Here is an 18118-nt window from a genome sequence, read left to right on the forward strand (position 1 = left end):
AAAAATGCGAACGTTGATCAACAGCTTCTTTGCCCTGTTGCTGGGCTTTGTCATGATGCCGGATATGGCAGAGGCCAAGCGTCTGGGCGGTGGCTCCAGCTTTGGCAAAAGCTACTCCACGCCTCAGCGGACGGCTCCGACGCCAACCCGAGAGCAAACGGCTACTACTTCCACTGCTAAAACCGGGACTACCGCAACGGGCACCAAATCCAAGGGCTTCGGTGGCCTGATGGGCGGCCTGCTGGCGGGTGGTTTGCTGGCGGCTCTGTTCATGGGAGGTGCTTTCGAAGGCATCCAGATTATGGACATCCTGTTGATTGCGGTAATCGGGTTTGTGCTGTTCAAGCTTTTTGCCCGCCGCAAGGTGCAGCAGCCTCAGCCGGCCTACGCCACGCCGGACGGCGGCATGATGCACCAAGAGACGGAACCTCAGGCGGCCGCTCCGCAGTCCCCGGTCTTCAGCGGTGCCAGCAATGCAGCCCTGGCTTCCAGCCGTCTGAACTTGCCTGAATGGTTTAACGAGAAGGCATTTGTGGAGGGTGCCCAGCAGCACTTTATTCATCTGCAGAAGGCCTGGGATACACAGGACTGGAGCGAGATTCGTGACTATATGTCGGAAGAAATGTTCGCGTCTCTCCAGCAAGAACGTGCCAAGCTGCCGGATCAGCAACACACCGAGGTCGATTCTGTGATGGCCGAACTGGTCAACTTCATCGACGAAGGCGATCATGTTGTCGCCAGTATCCATTTCTATGGCTGGATTGCCGAATCCGGGCAGCCCACCAGTGAATTCAGTGAAGTCTGGCACCTGAACCGCAATATGCAGGTTGCCGGCGCGGACTGGAAAATCGTCGGTATCGAACAGGCCGGCTGATCCGGTCTGGCTGCAGCGGTCGCACATTCGATGCGACCGCACTGCTCACTTATGGTGCATTCCCTCGTTTAAAGCTCAATAGGTGCACACCCTTGGTGCGGTCGCCCGGGTAAGTGTTGCCATTTTTACGCATTTTTTTCTCCTTGCCCCTCTTTGGCGCACTTATTGCTAAAGCTCTCTCATTGCAAGAATGGAGAAAGTGGATGTCAGTGTTAAAAAGTACCCGGATGCAGCTTTCCAACGCAGAACGTCATTGGTTGCCCTGGTGGGGGGCGACCGGAAAACTGGCGATGCGCAAATCCTGCTGGTTGAACCGCAGTACGCTACCGATGGTAGAGCAGACGTTCGAGGGTATTGCTGAAATTCGTGTTCGTCTGTTGACCCAGTGGGCACAAACTCAATGGGAGTTGTTGGCTGCATTGGCCGAACAGATCGATACAAACTCCCCGGCAGAGTCTGCAAAGCTGTTTGACTACAAATTGAAGCAGGCAGTGGACTGGTCCGAACTCGCATATGTCGACCCCGAAGGCAAGGTACTGTTCTCGACAGCACCCTCGCGCATTGGGCTTAGCGACCTGAATCCGGCCGCGGTTCGTGAGGGATGTCGCGCTCCTTTCTTACATGGTCCCTATGTCGATCAGGTGACTCTTGAGCTTGGGCCAAGCTCCTCGCGCTTTCATGATGCGGTTACCCTGATGTTCTATCAACCGGTTGTACGTGGAGGCCAAACCGTTGGCTTGTTGTGTGCACGGGTACCCAATGATGTTCTGGGTGACCTGATCCAGCGTGAGGCCGGTCATATTTATCCAGAATCCGGTGACAACTACCTCTTCATGGTGGATTCCCGCTTCGATCCAACGATTGAGCAGGGGGTCGCCCTCTCGCGCTCACGCTTTGAGGATGACACCTTTTCGCATGGTGACAACCTGAAAAGCGGCATCAGAACCCAGTGGGGTACCGTCAAGGTCAGCCGGCATACCGAGTTCGAAATTCGTTTTACCGATCCGGCAACGGGACAGTTGCATCCGGGTGTCAGGGAGACGATCCGCAATGGCGAAAATCTGTTCGTCACTTACCCCGGGTATTCCGACTACCGCCACATTCCCGTGATCGGTAAAGGCGTCACCTTCACCATGCCAGGATCACGTGACCGTTGGGGCATGATGTGCGAGTCAGACCTGGAGGAGGTGTATCGGCGTCGCTCACTGAGCGTGCGCATGTTCTCCAGCCTGCTGGGATCTCTGGCCGTTGGTCTGGGGGCCAGCTACGGGCTGCAGTACTGGCTGGCGCTGGATCCTCTGCCGGGTATGTTGCTCAATTTCCTGTTTGTCATGATGTCGGTGCTGGTGTTCTGGCGGATCGGTATCCGTCCGCAATCGAAGCGGCTGAGGGATATGACAGAGGTGATTCGTAATTTGGCCGAAGGTGAAGGTAACCTGAGCCAGCGGTTGGATTCAGAGGGGATCGTGGCGGATGAAACCGGGGATCTCGCGCGTTGGATCAATAGCTTTGTCGATAATCTGGACAATATTGTCGCGCAGGTGATTCGTGCCGCAGGGGATGTGGGCGAGAACAGCCAGCTGATGCAGACCCGAAATCAGGTGGCTCTGGAAGCCGCGACCTCGGTTGACGAAGCGGCCGAGCGGATGCTGGCGTTGGTGGAGGCTCAGCTCGAGGGAATAGGGCGTGCCTCATCCACTGCTGAAGTGATGAAATCCGCCATGGAGCAGGTGGTTGAACAAGCGCGTGATCAATATGAATCCGTGCGCTCGGGCACTCAGGCGATCCGTGATATCGTGCAGACGTCTGCTGAGCGCGTGCAGGCTCTGAATTCCAGAACCACCGAAATTGACGAGATCGTCACGCTCATTACCGATATTACGGCCCAGACCAATCTGCTGGCGCTGAATGCAGCAATTGAAGCGGCTCGAGCCGGTGAGCACGGACGCGGTTTCTCGGTGGTCGCGGATGAGGTGCGAGGACTGGCAGCCCGTACGGATCAGGCGGCACGTGAGATCGGTGAGCGGGTCGGACGTATTCAGGCTGAAAGTGAGGAAGCGGTCAGATTCATGGAGTCTGGCGTCGAAGACGTGGATCGCAGTCTGACTCTGGCCGAGCAGTCCACCTCGGACAACTCGGCGCTGCATGATTCGGTGGCCGAGATGTTCGATATCATCAAGCATCTGGATCAGCACAGTCAGGCACATGGCGGTCATGCACGATCCGTTGCCGAGATCACCACCCGGATGAACCGTGCGGTCAGTGAACTGCAGTTTAGCTCAGATCAGGTGAAGGGTACGGCGGCCAAACTTCAGCAGCTGGTTGGCGCCTTCGAAGTCAGTGCCATCAAATAAAAGCACCCAGGCCCGGCAAAGCCCGGGCCTGATCGTTACTTGGCCGGTGGTTCGTCACGCAGGAAGACCCAGGTGTCTCCCTTGCTTTGCTCTTCGCTGAAGTAGTAACCCTCCAGGTCGAACTGCTTCAATGCTTCAGGGGTGTCGATCCGGTTCTGAATCAGGTAACGGCTCATCAGGCCGCGGGCCTTCTTGGCATAGAAACTGATGATCTTGTACTGACCATTCTTGAAGTCCTTGAACACGGGTGTGATCAGGCGTGCCTTCAGGGATTTGGGCTTGACCGCCTTGAAATACTCGTTGGAGGCCAGGTTGACTACAACGTCAGCATTCTGCTCGGCTAATTCTCCATTCAACGCTTCGGTAATCAGATCGCCCCAGAAGTGGTAAAGGTTGTCGCCGCGCGCGTTTTTCAGCCTGGTGCCCATCTCCAGGCGGTAGGGTTCCAGCAAATCCAGCGGACGCAGGACACCGTAAAGCCCTGACAGAATACGCAGGTGCTGTTGTGCGAACTCAAAATCGGCGGCAGAAAAGCTGTCTGCATCCAGGCCGGTATACACATCGCCCTTGAAGGCGAGAATGGCCTGGCGGGCATTGTCCAGTGTGTGTTCCGGCTGCCAGCTTTCGTATCGAGCCACGTTCAGGCTGGACAGCTTGTCACTGAGTTTCATCAATTCAGCAACATCCTGAACCGACAGTGTGCGCAGAGTGGAGATCAGCTCCTGAGAGTGCTCGGTAAATCGCGGCTGAGAGTAGACCTGGGTTGCCAGGGGGGAATCGTAATCGAGGGTTTTGGCTGGTGAAACCAGTGTCAGCATCTAGGTAAGTCCCTTGTTCTGGAGACAAAAATAAACTCTGCGGGCCAAATGGGCCCGCGCTATCGACAATCGTGTCAGGCGTGCAGGCTGTTGTTCAGTTCGTCGACGACTTCAGCCCAGTCAGAATCGTTCGTGATGGCATCGCGCAAAAAAGCGGACTGGGATTCGTTCCAGAAAGACGCTTCGTGCAGCGCAACTTCGTTACTGAACAGCTGGTGAGTTCGAATGAATTGCTCGATGGAGTCCTTGTCGCTTGCCAGACCCAGCTGCTCGAAAAGCGCCGAGAAGGTATGCGTGGAAGTATCCATGGGGGTCCTCCTTGTTGTCTGCAATCATGCACTTGGTTCGGTTCTATTATGGCCGAGGACGCAGGCTTGTCAAAAAACCAATGGTTTTAGTCAACTTTAAGCCAGCGAGACCAGAGGGTTCTCAAACCAAGGCTGAGCAGAGCGCCGATCAACACCAGCGCTGAACCCAGCAGCGGCTGGCCGATATTCGGCTGCCAATGGATCAGGGCTGCGGAGAAGAGCAGGCCGCCGAGCAGGCAGAGTCCGGCAATGACCATGAGGTAGCTGACCGTAGCAAGGTCACGGGGATGTTCTTTCAATACGAGAATCAACGCCGGCAGGATAAAACCGCTCAACGTAATCCAAGAGGGCAGTTGATCGTCCATGGGTACTTCTCTCCTGTGTCGCAATGTGATTTTCCCGGTGTATCAGTTGGCCATTACACTGGGACAGCAGCGATGCAAGCTGTATCATAGCCTTTTGAGCCACGCTGGGTCATCCATTAGCCCGTGACCCCGGCAGGATGAAACGACTGACGAGTGAATAGATGAGTAAGAAAACCGTTCTGACCGGTATTACTACCACCGGTACACCGCATATCGGCAACTACCTCGGCGCCATCAAGCCTGCTATTGAAGCCAGCGAAAATCCTGCTTTCAACAGCTATTTCTTTCTGGCCGATTTCCATGCCCTGATCAAGTGCCAGGAGCCTGAACGTGTAGCGCGTTCAACCCGAGAAATTGCGGCAACCTGGCTGGCTTTGGGACTGGATACCGACAAGGCGACCTTCTACCGTCAGACCGACATCCCGGAAATTACCGAACTGACCTGGATTCTGACCTGCCAGACTTCAAAGGGGTTGATGAACCGTGCACACGCCTACAAGGCGGCTGTGGACGCCAACCGCGAAGCGGGCAAGGAAGACCTGGATGACGGTGTTACCATGGGGCTGTTCAATTACCCGATTCTGATGGCCGCTGACATCCTGATGTTCAATGCCGACATCATTCCGGTCGGCAAGGATCAGATTCAGCATATCGAGATGGCGCGAGACATCGCTGGCCGTTTCAACCACAACTTCGAGCCACTGTTCACCCTGCCGGAAGCGCAGGTGGATGAAGAGACCCAGCTGATTCCCGGGCTGGATGGACGCAAGATGTCCAAGAGCTATAACAACACTATTCCGTTGTTCTGCTCTTCAGACGAGCTGCGCAAGCTGATCAACCAGATCGTGACTGATACACGTGAGCCGGGTGAGCCCAAAGATCCAGACAATACCCTGATGCACTTGTACCGCTGCTTTGCCAGCGAAACGGAGAGCGCGGCGATGCGTCAGCGCTTTATCGAAGGGATTGGCTGGGGGGATGCCAAGAAGGAACTGTTCGAGTTCATCGATGCTCAGTTGACCGCGCCCCGTGCCCGTTATAACGAGCTGATGAACGACATGGGGGCCGTGGAGGCGATTCTGGACAAGGGTGCCGAGCGTGCGCGTGAATACTCCGCGCCTTTCCTGGACAAAGTCCGCCACGCTGTCGGCATTCGTCGCCTGACTGACACCAGTGCAAGCCAGCAAAAGGCTGACGTGAAGGAAAAGGAAAAGTCAGCTGAGGAGATTGCTCGCGCCGAAGAAGGTCGCCGTCGTGCGATTCTGATGCAGATTCGCCCGTTGCTGGATCAGGTGGAACAGGCCGATGACAAGGCGGCTGCAGCTCAGGCGCTGGTAGCGCAGAAGACTGCTGAAGTGGAGTCGTTGAAGAAGAAAGCGCGTCAGAAAGCCCAGAATGAACTGGATCTGTTGACCGAAGAGTTGGCCGCCCTGCTGTAAGCGGCCTCAGTCCCAGGAGAGAGTCATGCGAGATACTTACCAGTCCGGCGTGATTGCTGAAGCCAGCAAGGATGCACTGTTCCTGACCTTCAATCAGAGCCACGAACCTGATGCCACCGAGGTGGTGCGCAAGGAGCTTGCCGGTATGCCGGCACTGCTGGCCCGATTCCGTGAGCGTTATCCAGATGCGGGCTTGCATCTGGTCGTCGGAATCGGCTCTGCCTACTGGGACCGTCTCAGTCCAGAGGAGCGTCCGGCGCTGTTGCGCGGCTTCCCGGCACTGGAAAACGGTGAGCGTGTGGCGCCTTCGACACCGGTTGATCTGCTGTTCATCATCCGTGCCGATCAGCACGATGCCGTGTTTGAGCTTGGGCAGGAGATCATCGAGTCACTCAGTGATGCAGCTGAACTGGTGGAGGAGGTGCACGGCTTCCGTTATCAGGATATGCGTGACTTGACCGGTTTCGTCGACGGTACCGAGAACCCTCAGGGTGATGACCGCCTTGAGGTAGCACTGGTGGGAGATGAAGATCCGGAGTTTGCCGGTGGCAGCTATCTCCATCTGCAGCGTTATGAGCATGACTTGACCGCCTGGCAGCGTTTGTCAGTCAAGCAGCAGGAAGACGCTTATGGTCGCACCAAGGTGGACAACATCGAGTATCCCGGTGACCAGAAATCACCTCATGCGCACACCAGGCGTACTTCGTTGAAGCGTCCCGATGGCAGCTCCATGGAGATCCTGCGACATAGCATGCCGTATGGCGATAGTCAGCGAAAGGGTCTTGTATTTATCAGTACTTGCCGCACGCCAGAGCACTTCGGGCTGATGCTCAAGAGCATGGTGGAAGGTGATGAAGATGGCAGGGCCGATCGTATTCTTGAATTTACGCGAGCCGTGACCGGCGCTTCATTCTTCCTGCCCTCTAATGCCTGGCTGGTGCAGCTGGGTGATTGATGCCGGCGTCCTGTGTCCAAACAGGGGCCGGTAATGCCGTCTTTGTGTAAACGCGGCTTTTTCAGCAGGTTGTGATCCTGCAATAGAGATGAATTCAAATGAATATCTGTGGTGTTGAGTTAACCGGCAATGATGCCGTTGTATGTCTTCTGAGCCTGAATCAGGGGCAATTTCTGATACCCGAGTGCCGAGTGCGCAAGCTGACTCTTCAAAAGGGGCACACGCAAGGAGACCTGAAGCAATTCCAGTTTGCCTTTGCGAAGCTGATGAGTGACTACAGCGTCGACAAGGTCGTTATTCGAGAGCGCATGCAAAAGGGCAAGTTTGCCGGTGGTGCGGTCAGCTTCAAACTGGAAGCCGCTATCCAGCTGATTGAGGGCCTTGAAGTAGAGTTGCTGTCGGCTGCGCAGATCAAGACAGCGTTGTCGGAACATCCGCTGCCCATTCCTTTTGCCGAAACCGGACTTAAAGTCTTTCAGGAGTCGGCATTCAACCTCGCCTACGCAGCCCATATGCTGAAGTAAACGTTATCCCGGTCAGCCCATCAACGATGCTCTCGTCCAGAATAGACTGGAGCTTTGTTGGGTTCTTGAGGTGGTCACGATGAACACGGAACAACCGAACAACCCGCTGCATGGTCTCAAGCTGGAAACCATTCTGCTTCGACTGGTGGAACACTATGGCTGGGACGAGCTTGCGCTGATGATCAATATTAATTGCTTCAAAAACGACCCTTCCATCAAGTCTTCTCTGAAGTTTCTGCGCAGGACCCCCTGGGCACGAGCCAAGGTTGAGCAGCTCTACCTGTCGACCTTTTGCTGAGGGGGCAGGCATCAGGATGACAGAATTTCCTGATGCCTCGCTGAAACTGTAGAAAATTTCACTTTTCTTGCAAGTCCTGCCGGTGTTTTAGCAAGGTTTTGATTTAAAAGAACAAATCTATTTGGATGTAAACCAGGCCTGACAGTTTACACTGCCAAGGACAGTGTGCAGGAAATGTGTCACTGGCCTATATCTGAAGTAAGTCATCCAGTATACATGCCTCTCTCAGGCCTTGAGCCGTATGCCCCCGACCAGGCCGGAACAGCAGGACAGGAGGGCATCCAATGTTCTACCGACTTCGTGTAATTCTGTTTGCTCTTTGCTGCGGCGCTGTGTTGAGTTCTGCCGCTGCAGGGGCTCTGTCACTGTCTGATTTGGGACTCTCCCCTTATGCACCTGATAAGGTGCTGGTCAAGTTTCGACCCGGCGTGGTGGCGCAAGCGCAGCTTCTGGCACACCAGGCGGCTGGTGGGCACGTGATGGATGCTTTCGACTCCATTGGCGTGCAGCTGATCAGCGTACCTTCCGGTTCGGTTCCAGCGGCGATCAGTCTCTATCAGTCCAACCCCAATGTGCTCTATGCAGAGCCGGACTATTACCGTCTGTTACGTATCCCGGCCGAAGAACCCGGGCCTACTCCTGCAGGTGGAGGGAATTACTTTAACGAGCAGTGGTACCTGCACAATGAGGGGCAGAAGCATACCTATGTTCAGAGCACGCCCATCGGCAGTCAGCTGGGAACCACTCAGGGCAGCGATGGCACCGACATCAATGCGCCCGAAGCATGGGATATCAGTATTGGACAGCGTACGGTGGTTGCGACAGCGAGAGGCACCCCAAAAGTGGCCGTGCTGGACAGCGGTGCTGACTGTAATACGCTGGAGCTGTCAGGGAAATGTGTCGAGCAGGTGAACCTGGTCGGGCTTTCCGTTGGGTATTTCGACTACTGCACCGGCAGTGAGCCAGCCTGCGATAATCTGGGCCATGGCACCTTCGTCAGTTCGGAAGTGGCGGCCAATACTGATAATGGCGAGGGTATCGCCGGCATTGGATGGGATACGAGTCTGGGCATCTTCAAGGTCTGTTATCAGGAGCTGGTAACCGACTACATCAATTATTTCGTGGTGGGGCTCTGTCCTGTCTCCGGCTCAATTGCGGCGATCGAGCATGCCTCTCAAGACCAGCTCGACGGCGATGGCCAGTTGCTGCGCAGCCGTTACTCGGTCATTACCATGAGTTATGGCAGCGACTTCATTGACGAGCAGGGCAATATATATCCGACCGGGCCGTCCAATGCCGAGTGTGAAGCGATCGAGTCAGCCTGGAATAACGGCGTAGTGGTGGTGGCGGCAGCAGGCAATAACGGAGATACCGGTCGTGTTTATCCCGCTGCCTGCACGGATGCTGCCGGTGAGTCGACCGTTATAGCGGTGGCGGCCTCTGATCATCATGACGATCGTGCCGCATTTACCACGTTCAGCTGGCCTTCCGATCCCTGGGTCTCATTGTCGGCACCGGGTGAGGCTATTATCGGTATCCTGCCGGACGCGCAGTGCGGGCTCGCTTCGGGAGTCGACAGTTGTGTGGACTGGTGGGATGGTACCTCAATGGCAGCACCGCTTGTGGCTGGTGGTGCAGCACTGGTCTGGTCAGATTTGCATGCTGACCACCCGGAACTCGCTCAAACAATGCCATGTGAGCTGAATGCAGTGCCCTGCAATCGACTGGTGCGAGACCGGTTGCAGAACAACGCCGCTGCGCTTGGTGCTCGCGGTCAGAATCTGCGTGACTGGACCCGTTTCGGGCGACTTGATGTGGCTGCGGCGCTGGCAGATGACGGAGCGCCTGAGCCGCCTGGGTATGTGCCGCCAGTGGCTGCATTCAGTTATGCCTGCAGTGGTTTCACCTGTGCCTTTAACGCTGAAGCGAGTACCGGTAGTGAAAGCCTGAACTACGATTGGGCCTTCGGTGATGGTGTCAATGTCAGTGGTATGACCGTGCAGCATGAGTATGCCGGTAAAGGCAGTTATACCGTGACACTGACCGTGGACGATGGCAGCCAGCCGTCTTCTGTATCCACTTCGCTGAACCTTAAACGCCCGAATCAGACACAAAGCGGAAGTGTGTCCGCTGACAGTGGTGGCGGGGGGGACAGCGGCGGGAACGGTGGTTGCCCTCCCAAGAAGAAGGAGAGAGGCCAATGTTAGGTAATTTTGGACGTGGAGTTCTCCTGTTATATGTTGGGTATCAGTCGTTGGCCTATCGTGGACCCATCCGTCTTGGTACGGATATTGGTCAGACCGACATTGACAGTGATGGATCGCATGGGGAGCTCGTAGTGTCTGCAGACAAAACCGTATCGTTGGTACTTGGCAGTGGGGGAGCCAGGGGATTGGCTCATATCGGTGTTATCCACTGGCTTGAGGAAAACGGTTACAGGATACAGTCAATATCCGGCTGTTCGATGGGAGCCTTGATCGGGGGAATATATGCCGCCGGCAAACTGGACCAATATGAGGAGTGGGTTCGCTCTGTGACTCGCAGAGATATCATGGCGTTACTGGATCTTACCTGGGATAAGGGAGGGCTGGTGAGAGGCGATAAGCTGATCGACACTCTTATCGATCTGGTGGGTGATGTTCACCTTGAGGACCTGCCGATCCATTTCACGGCAGTGGCAACGGATCTACACACTCAGAAGGAAGTCTGGATCAATACCGGCAAGCTGTTCGATGCCATACGCGCATCTATAGCGATTCCTCTGCTGTTTACGCCATTCAAGTACAAGGGGCATGTGTTGGTGGATGGAGGGGTCTTGAACCCGGTCCCCATTGCACCGGCCTTTCATGATGATACCGACTTGACGCTGGCGGTTAACCTCAACGCACCGGTGTCTGAAAAGGCCGTTCTGGATGAGGTGCCAGCGGAGGCGGAAGAAGCCTCGGCATCGCCGATCAGAGACAGGATCAACCGGTTTATTCAACGCTGGCAGCAGAATATGGTCGATAGTCGTCACGGAGATTGGGGCGCTTATGAAGTGGCGATTCAGGCATTCGATACCATGCAAAGCAGTATTGCGCGACAGAAGCTGGCGGTTTATCCACCTGACAAGGTTATTGAAGTGCCACGTAACGCCTGCCAGCTGCTCGAGTTCAACCGGGCTGCCGAGATGATTGACTTGGGCTACCGAATGGCAGAAGAGCTGCTGGGGGTTGAGCAGGAAGTGCGATAAGCTTAGATGATCTTGTCATCAAACGACAAAAAAACGCTCACGGACTTGTCAAATTCTCTGTTTAGGCTATCCTTATTGTAATAAAACTACAAAATAGTGGGCGAGGTTAAGAGAATGGATGTACAGGTCAAACACGAGCGCACCATCGCAATTCTGGGCGTAGACGGCGAAAGCTTCGAAGTCAGCGGTGTCTACCAGGGCAGCGCGCGCAAGCCAAGTTCATACATCCTGACCCGCACCGGCGACAAGGCTGAAGTTCGCAATCTGAGCAGCTTTCCAAGCCATCAACAGGTTCGTGAGCTGATGGCCTGATAGCCCGGCTGCAGAATGCACGCAAAAAAACAGCCGCTGATGCGGCTGTTTTTGTTTGTGGGCGATTCAACCCCTGAGTTACTGGACCAGTTCGTTTTCGCTGAACATGCCTTCGAACAATACAGATGACAGGTAACGCTCACCGGAGTCCGGCAGGATAACAACGATCTGCTTGTCTGCATTTTCCGGCAGCCTGGCCTGGCGCAGCGCTGCGGTGAGGGCCGCACCACAGGAGATGCCTGCCAGAATGCCTTCCTTCTGCATCAGCTCGCGTGCGGTTGCAATCGCTTCATCGTTGCTGACCTGCTCCACTTTGTCGACCAGTTCCAGATCCAGGTTCTTGGGCACAAAACCCGCACCGATACCCTGAATCTTGTGTGGCGCGGGTTTGACTTCGTCACCGGCCAGTGTCTGAGAAATGACAGGAGAATCAACCGGCTCTACAGCCACGCTTGTGATCGCCTTGCCCTGCGTTTTCTTGATGAAGCGAGAAACGCCGCTGAGAGTGCCGCCGGTACCTACACCGGCTACAAAGATATCGATGCCACCGTCGGTGTCGCGCCAGATTTCAGGGCCCGTTGTCTGTTCGTGAATCGCCGGGTTGGCCGGATTCTCAAACTGCTGCAGCATCAGGTAGGTGTCGGGATTCTCGTCCACCAGCTGTTGTGCCTTTTCGATTGCGCCCTTCATGCCTTTTGCCGGCTCAGTCAGCACGATCTCGGCTCCCAGGGCTTTCATCAGCTTGCGACGCTCCAGAGACATGGAGGAGGGCATGGTCAGAATCAGTTTGTAGCCTTTGGCTGCTGCAACGAAAGCCAGGGCGATACCGGTGTTGCCGCTGGTTGGCTCAATCAGGGTCATGCCCGGCTTCAGGCGGCCATCCTGCTCGGCGGCCCAGATCATGTTGGCACCAATACGGCATTTGACCGAACCGGCTGGGTTGCGGGATTCGATCTTGGCAAAGAGGTTGCCGGCTGGCCACAGGTGCTTCAGGCGGACGAGAGGGGTGTTGCCGATTGTCAGGGCGTTGTCTTCGAAGATGTTCATCAGGGAGTGAACTCCAAAGCTGCTCGGTTGATTGTCGAAACTCTTTGATGTCAGAACGGGCTTCTGTATCCCGGTCGACAACAGGTATAGTTCAGTGTATCGGTCTACGCGCGACCATGTCAGACATTTTTATCATATTGTTATAAAAATAACAGGATTGATTGCTAGGGGATATATATGAGCTGGCTGATGCGGCGAACAGCGCCTTTGATCAATGGGTTGGCCGGACAGTTGTTTCATCTTCCTTTCCTTCGCGGTTCCAGCAGTCGCCATCGGGCAGCGATGCGCCTGTTCCGGTGGGCTGCTGAGCAGGGTAATCGCAATGCGCTTTCCACCTATGGCCACTTGCTGCACTTTCGTGGCGAGGATGTCAGCAGCCGTATTCAGGGAGGGATCTATCTTGAACGTGCGGCTAACCTTGGGGATGCCAAGGCACAGTACCAGATGGGCAGGATTTATGAGCAAGGCTTTGAGCATTATTTCAGGCCGGATCCGGTCAAGGCGCTGGCATACTATCGCCTTGCGGGAGAGCAAAATCATCCGCTGGCCGTTAAGCGAATGATTGCAGTCTATGACGAAGGGGCTTTAGGTGCTGCGATTGATCCGGCTCGGGCAGAGTGCTGGCGCAAGCGCCTGTCGCCCCTGCCCGAGGCGGCTATCAGGACTTGATCAGTTTGGCGGTAAAGGTCAGCGTCTTCTCTTCTCCGGCCTTCAGGTCAAAGGTCCAGCCGATCTGTGCTGCGGTCTCCTCAGTCGGTTTCAGGCTGGCCTGCTGCAGTGTGAATGGAATGGGCATCAGTGCAATCAGGTTGAATGGCTTGTCTTTTGCCGAACGATTGGTCAGCAGGACTTCATAGCTGACCTCATAACCATCAAACACCTTTTTAAAGCCGGTTTGGGTGTATTCAACGCCTACATCGAAAGCTTCACCCAGCACCAGTCGTGTGGTGTCGCCCGGTGCGGTCGCATGAAGCTGACTGCCGCCGATAAACTGCATCTGGCCCGAGGCATCAGGACGGAAAACACGGGCCTGTCCCGAGGGCAGAGGGGTCTTTGCATTATCCATCTGCGGCGCATCGAATGTCAGATGTATGCTCGCCTTGTATTGCTGCGTCTGAAGCTGTTGATGAGCGCTTACCTGTAATTGGTGATGATAGCGAATTTCTGACTTGATCTGCTCGCGGTGGATCAGCGGTATCTGTTTCTGCTGCTGATCCTTCAGTGCCAAGGGCGCTGGCAGAGCATACAGATGATAGTCCTGCACATTGCCAGGGGCGATCTGTCCACCGGTTTGGTCCATCTTGGCTGCGCGCATGACCCCGAGTGCCTCGAAATGAGGCTGTTCCATTGGCTCATTGACAGTGCCGGCCAGCAGTTTGATGTGGGCTTCAGGCCAGGCTTGGCCGCTCTGGTTGCTCAGGGTCGCCAGGCCTTGCAGGCTCAATGCATCGCCTTCCTTATTGAGGCTGATGACATAATCCATACTCCAGCTAAGCCCGCGGGTCAGGTAGCTGAGTTGAGCGAAACCGGGTTTTTTCAGGCCTTCGCTAACGAAAGAGAGCTGCGGTTGAAGCTGGAAGCCTTCTGCGGGAGCCGGAAAGATAAGTCGCCAGCCGCTGTGATTCAGTGGCAGGGTTTCAATGTGGCCCTCGCTGTTTTCGATCAATGCCTGATTGCCTTCGGCTTTCAGTAAACGAACCTGCTGGCGGGTTTCGACGCCCGTCACGCTGTTAAAACGAGCCAGGGTAATCATTTTGCCGGTATTCTGTTGCAGCAGTTGGGCCAGGCTGAGCAGGTTCTGCTCGAGGTTTTGTTCGGTGACGACGCCGGCCCCGGAGATCTGCAGTGTTTCGGCCTGCATTTGCGGGCTAACCCCCTGAAGAATGACACGGCTGCCGGTAGCCAGGCTGGGAATCTCACGCTGCTCCTCGACCAGCGCCAGGTTTTGCTGATAGAGCGTCAGACTCAACTGGCTGCGGGTTGCCTCGTCCAGGAAGTGCTCGCCGGAGGCGGCCCACCCGGAAGTAGTCGTCAGTGCCATACCCAGTCCCAGAATGACAACGAATCGGTTGTTCAGCATTTGAGGCTCTCCTTATTGCATGCTGGCTGGCAGGTCGAGTGCAACCCTGAAACCCCAGCTGTTACGTGAAGTGTCAGCCGGGTGTCGATAACGGCTGGATGGTCGTACCAGTCGAGGGATATCGAACCATGAACCGCCACGCATCACGCGTTGATGGCATCTACTGCTTTGTTCTGCACGGCCATCACCCGGGGCGTTATTGTAGTTGGGCTGGTAGCAGTCCTGTACCCACTCATCCACGTTACCACTGAGGTCAAAAACGCCCCAGGGGTTGGCTTTTGTGCTTCCGACCGGCGCCGTACTTTTTCCGTCCCAGTCCGAGCCGCAGCCGTCGCAGACCGCGTAACCATCCATGACCTTGTCTCCCCACCAGTAAACGGACTCGGTACTGGCACGGGCGCTGTATTCCCACTCGGCTTCGGTCGGCAACCGGTAAGGTTGTCCCGTCTGTTCGCTGAGCCATTGAGTGTAGGCCTCTGCATCCAGCCAAGTAACATTCACTACTGGGCGCTGGCCCCGTCCCCAGCCCTCGTCATCGGGCATTGGGCGGCCGGTGGCCTGAGCGAAACGGTCATATTCCGCAAAGGTGATTTCGTGGCGGGCGAGCGCAAAGCTGTGGCCAATCACGACTTCGTGCACGGGATATTCATTGTCATCACCCTGTCCGTGCAGGTCTCCCATACGGAATCGACCGGCAGGGATGATGACCATCTCAGGGCCGCGGCTGCCATCGTTCAGTTCGTCCTGGAACAGTGTCAGATTGGCAGCAGGGTGCTGGGCCTCACGAAGTTCTTTTGCAGACTCAATCTTGTCTTTGGAGCTGCTGGGCTCGGAGCGCGAAGTTGAGGCTTTGACGGCTTCATGCTCTTTTTGGAGCTGCTCGTGTGCCTGTTCCAATGACTCGAAGGCTGCACGCAGCTCGCGATTGCTTTTCATCTGGTTCAACGCCTGAGCGCTGATCGAATCCAGTTGGCCCTGGGTCAGCAGTAGCGTACTCCATACACCCGCAGCAAAACCGCCGCCGAAGATCAATACAGCCAACAGCATGCGCTTGAAAGGTTTGCTCAGTAGACGACGCGCAAAGCTTGCAGAGCGGCTCTTGGGGGCAAGAGGTGCTGCATCTGCTGCAGGTGTGTCCTGATCGGCTGGCAAGCTGGATGGTTGCGGAGAATCGGGATCATTGGCAGCGACGTCCAGTGTTGCCGTGTTTTGGTCCGGTTTATCGGTGTCATTCTCATGGGAGGATTCTTCTTCCTGCACGAAGAGCGCACGAATCAACTCACTGCAGTTTGAGTAACGCTGCTCGGGATCAGGGTTTAGCCCGCGTGACAATGCCTGCGATTGTTGCTTGCTCAATTCCGCTGGAGCCTTAAGTTCGCGTTGGAAGCGAGAGGATTCAGGGTCATCGGCCTGGAACGCCTGCTTGCCGCTGTATACTTCCCAGGCAATCAGGGCCAGGGCATAGACGTCATGTCCCGCGTGTGCGGGTTGAGGGTGGAAGGCTTCAGGTGGCTGATAGCGTGTGTATTCAGGCGCATGTGGCAGGAGGCTATGAATCGGCTCTACCAAATCCCGTAACCCCTGGCCGATCAGTTTGACCCCACCTCCGGGATTAAGGAAAACCAGATCGGGAGCCAGTAGACCGTGGGAAAGGTGGGTTTTGATTTGGCTATAGTCCAGCGCCTTGGCCAGTTGAGTCAGTAGTCCCTGTTTCTGCAGTGGCTTAAGTTTGGATGCCTGCTTTCGAGCCATCAGGTCCGACAGTGTCTGTCCGCTAAGCTGCTCGAAAGACAGGAATTCCAGCCCTCGCCAACTGAAATATCCATAGCAGGTGGCGATGTGGGGATGATCCATTGCCGGGCGCAGTTGCGTGATACGCTTGCGCAGTTTGTCGGTCAGTGAGGGTTGTCGGGCCAGCTCCGGCCGCAGAATAAGCAGGCTGACTTCGATACGAGATGTCGTCGAGATATCTTCAGCGAGCCAGATAGTTCCAAGATAGTGGTCGCGCTGGTGACGCACCAGCTGAAAACGATGATGGTTGGGTCCGATGACCAACTCTTCCTTGAGAGCGGCAAAAATGGCATCTGTCGGGGTGTTCATCAGTCCAGGGCTTCCTTGTAACCATTATGACGACCACGGAACCCTTTGGCCGCTACCCGGGAGGGCAGGGGCCAAAGAGTAATGACGGTGGGACAATCAGGCGCTGGTGTCCAGTGGGGCGAAAGATTTGACCAGCTCGTCAACTGCTTTCATCTGCGCCAGGTAGGGCTCCAGCTGTGCCAACGGCAGGGCACAGGGACCGTCACACTTGGCTTCCTCTGGGTTCGGGTGAGCCTCGAGGAACAGGCCCGCGATGCCTTGTGAGACCCCGGCACGCGCCAGTTGAGCGGCCAGTGCGCGTCGACCGCCGGCAGAGTCGGCACGTCCGCCGGGCATCTGCAGGGCATGAGTGGCATCGAACATGACCGGATAGCCGAACTCTTTCATGACGCTGAAGCCCAGCATATCCACGACCAGGTTGTTGTAGCCGAAGCTGGTGCCGCGCTCGCATAAAATCAATCGGTCATTACCGGCTTCTTCGCACTTGTGCAGGATGTGCTTCATTTCCTGAGGGGCCAGAAATTGCGCCTTCTTGATATTGATGACTGCACCTGTTGCCGCCATGGCCGTTACCAGGTCGGTCTGACGGGAGAGGAAGGCGGGCAACTGAATGATATCGCAGACCTCGGCCGCAGGTGCCGCCTGGTAGGGCTCATGCACATCCGTGATCAGCGGTACATTGAAAGTGTTTTTCACCTCTTCCAGAATCTTCAGTCCTTCGTCCAGGCCAGGGCCGCGGAAGGAATTCAGGGATGACCGGTTGGCCTTGTCGAACGAAGCCTTGAACACATAAGGGATGTTCAGGCGCTCAGTGACCTCAACATAGTATTCGGCAATGCTCAGGGCCAGGTCACGGGATTCCAGTACGTTCATACCGCCGAACAAAACCATCGGCTTGTCGTTGCCGATCTCGATGGATCCGGCACGTACGACCTTTTGCTGCATATCAACCTCTCGTCACTGGCTTTGGCAAAAAGTGAATTATAAGCCATTAGACGGGAAATGTGCCGCCTCTGCTTCGATCCATTCAAGGGCTCGCTGATCCAGGTCCTTATCCGGTCCCTGGGGCTGATAAATGAAAATCTGGCACAGTTGTTCAAGCATCCGGGCACGAAACAGCTGTTCCTGGTCAGGGAATGACAGTTTGAGCAGGTAATCCCCTTTTCGTCCGGGGTTGCAGTCAACCACTCGAGCATTGAAGCTTAACTCTTCGGTGAGTGCCGGGGCCTGAATGCGTAACCATTTGCCGCTGGGATAATAGTGGTGGCAGTGCAGCAGGAGACCAAGGGGTAAAGGCGGTGTTGAAGAGGCGGGTGCCTCCATGAGAGGGTTGAGTTCGAGTTCGATCTGCTCTGGATGCTGCAGATAGCATTGCGGGCCAATCATAATCCCTTCCTCAAACGCAGAAGATA

18 protein-coding genes are annotated in these 18118 nt (G+C 55.7%); 10 read left to right on the top strand and 8 right to left on the bottom strand.

The features are described 5' to 3' along the window. The first annotated feature begins 4 nt into the window (after positions 1–4). Together LN244_RS05395 and LN244_RS05400 are read left to right on the top strand one after the other, a co-directional pair. Positions 5–874, top strand: coding sequence for a Tim44 domain-containing protein (locus LN244_RS05395; RefSeq protein ID WP_239041823.1), 870 nt, complete (start codon positions 5–7; stop codon positions 872–874). A gap of 203 nt (positions 875–1077) precedes the next feature. Next, positions 1078–3228, top strand: a complete 2151-nt coding sequence (locus LN244_RS05400) for a methyl-accepting chemotaxis protein (protein ID WP_239041824.1) — start codon at positions 1078–1080, stop codon at positions 3226–3228. Between the two features lie 35 nt (positions 3229–3263). Here the strand turns inward: LN244_RS05400 and yaaA are convergent, their stop codons facing one another. The 3 genes from yaaA to LN244_RS05415 form a co-directional block, all read right to left on the bottom strand. Further along, positions 3264–4046: a peroxide stress protein YaaA gene (gene yaaA, locus LN244_RS05405; protein WP_239041825.1), complete on the bottom strand. Its 783-nt coding sequence runs from the start codon at positions 4044–4046 to the stop codon at positions 3264–3266. Between the two features lie 74 nt (positions 4047–4120). Next, positions 4121–4354 carry a DUF2789 domain-containing protein gene (locus tag LN244_RS05410; protein ID WP_239041826.1) on the bottom strand — a complete coding sequence of 78 codons (234 nt, stop codon included), beginning with the start codon at positions 4352–4354 and terminating at the stop codon, positions 4121–4123. A gap of 86 nt (positions 4355–4440) precedes the next feature. Continuing rightward, entirely contained in the window at positions 4441–4719 is a 279-nt protein-coding gene (locus tag LN244_RS05415; protein ID WP_239041827.1) for a hypothetical protein, read from the bottom strand. A 161-nt stretch (positions 4720–4880) separates the two neighbouring features. On the opposite strand from LN244_RS05415, the gene LN244_RS05420 reads away from it, so the two are divergent. The 7 genes from LN244_RS05420 to LN244_RS05450 all read left to right on the top strand — a co-directional run bounded on the left by LN244_RS05420 (position 4881) and on the right by LN244_RS05450 (position 11479). Next, a complete protein-coding gene (locus LN244_RS05420) occupies positions 4881–6158 on the top strand; it encodes a tryptophan--tRNA ligase (protein ID WP_239041828.1) in 1278 nt (425 codons plus the stop codon). A gap of 25 nt (positions 6159–6183) precedes the next feature. After that, entirely contained in the window at positions 6184–7113 is a 930-nt protein-coding gene (locus tag LN244_RS05425) for a Dyp-type peroxidase (protein WP_239041829.1), read from the top strand. A 98-nt stretch (positions 7114–7211) separates the two neighbouring features. Further along, the gene (locus tag LN244_RS05430; RefSeq protein WP_239041830.1) at positions 7212–7637 is read left to right on the top strand and encodes a DUF3010 family protein; all 426 of its coding nucleotides are present in this window, start codon (positions 7212–7214) and stop codon (positions 7635–7637) included. Positions 7638–7716: 79 nt separating this feature from the next. Then, positions 7717–7935, top strand: a complete 219-nt coding sequence (locus tag LN244_RS05435; protein ID WP_239041831.1) for a VF530 family protein — start codon at positions 7717–7719, stop codon at positions 7933–7935. Between the two features lie 284 nt (positions 7936–8219). After that, positions 8220–10142 carry a S8 family peptidase gene (locus tag LN244_RS05440; protein WP_239041832.1) on the top strand — a complete coding sequence of 641 codons (1923 nt, stop codon included), beginning with the start codon at positions 8220–8222 and terminating at the stop codon, positions 10140–10142. Positions 10143–10273: 131 nt separating this feature from the next. Then, positions 10274–11167 carry a patatin-like phospholipase family protein gene (locus LN244_RS05445; RefSeq protein ID WP_239041833.1) on the top strand — a complete coding sequence of 298 codons (894 nt, stop codon included), beginning with the start codon at positions 10274–10276 and terminating at the stop codon, positions 11165–11167. Positions 11168–11281: 114 nt separating this feature from the next. Continuing rightward, positions 11282–11479, top strand: a complete 198-nt coding sequence (locus LN244_RS05450; RefSeq protein WP_239041834.1) for a hypothetical protein — start codon at positions 11282–11284, stop codon at positions 11477–11479. 78 nt (positions 11480–11557) lie between these two features. Here LN244_RS05450 and cysK read toward each other — a convergent pair whose 3' ends face one another. Then, positions 11558–12526, bottom strand: coding sequence for a cysteine synthase A (gene cysK, locus LN244_RS05455; RefSeq protein WP_239041835.1), 969 nt, complete (start codon positions 12524–12526; stop codon positions 11558–11560). A 177-nt stretch (positions 12527–12703) separates the two neighbouring features. Between cysK and LN244_RS05460 the strand changes: the two genes are divergently transcribed. Continuing rightward, positions 12704–13195, top strand: a complete 492-nt coding sequence (locus LN244_RS05460; protein ID WP_239041836.1) for a tetratricopeptide repeat protein — start codon at positions 12704–12706, stop codon at positions 13193–13195. On the opposite strand, the gene LN244_RS05465 is transcribed toward LN244_RS05460, so the two are convergent. From LN244_RS05465 to LN244_RS05480, 4 genes are all read right to left on the bottom strand, one after another. Further along, on the bottom strand, positions 13185–14606 hold the full coding sequence (locus LN244_RS05465) for a DUF4139 domain-containing protein (RefSeq protein WP_239041837.1): 1422 nt from the start codon (positions 14604–14606) through the stop codon (positions 13185–13187). The genes LN244_RS05460 and LN244_RS05465 overlap by 11 nt on opposite strands. 12 nt (positions 14607–14618) lie before the next feature. Next, positions 14619–16706 carry an SUMF1/EgtB/PvdO family nonheme iron enzyme gene (locus LN244_RS05470; RefSeq protein ID WP_239041838.1) on the bottom strand — a complete coding sequence of 696 codons (2088 nt, stop codon included), beginning with the start codon at positions 16704–16706 and terminating at the stop codon, positions 14619–14621. A 96-nt stretch (positions 16707–16802) separates the two neighbouring features. Beyond that, positions 16803–17651: a 3-deoxy-8-phosphooctulonate synthase gene (gene kdsA, locus LN244_RS05475; RefSeq protein ID WP_239041839.1), complete on the bottom strand. Its 849-nt coding sequence runs from the start codon at positions 17649–17651 to the stop codon at positions 16803–16805. A 36-nt stretch (positions 17652–17687) separates the two neighbouring features. After that, a complete protein-coding gene (locus LN244_RS05480; RefSeq protein WP_239041840.1) occupies positions 17688–18092 on the bottom strand; it encodes a hypothetical protein in 405 nt (134 codons plus the stop codon). Between the last annotated feature and the right edge of the window lie 26 nt (positions 18093–18118).

The sequence above is a fragment of the Marinobacterium sediminicola genome (assembly GCF_022343685.1).
Lineage (GTDB): Bacteria > Pseudomonadota > Gammaproteobacteria > Pseudomonadales > Balneatricaceae > Marinobacterium > Marinobacterium sediminicola.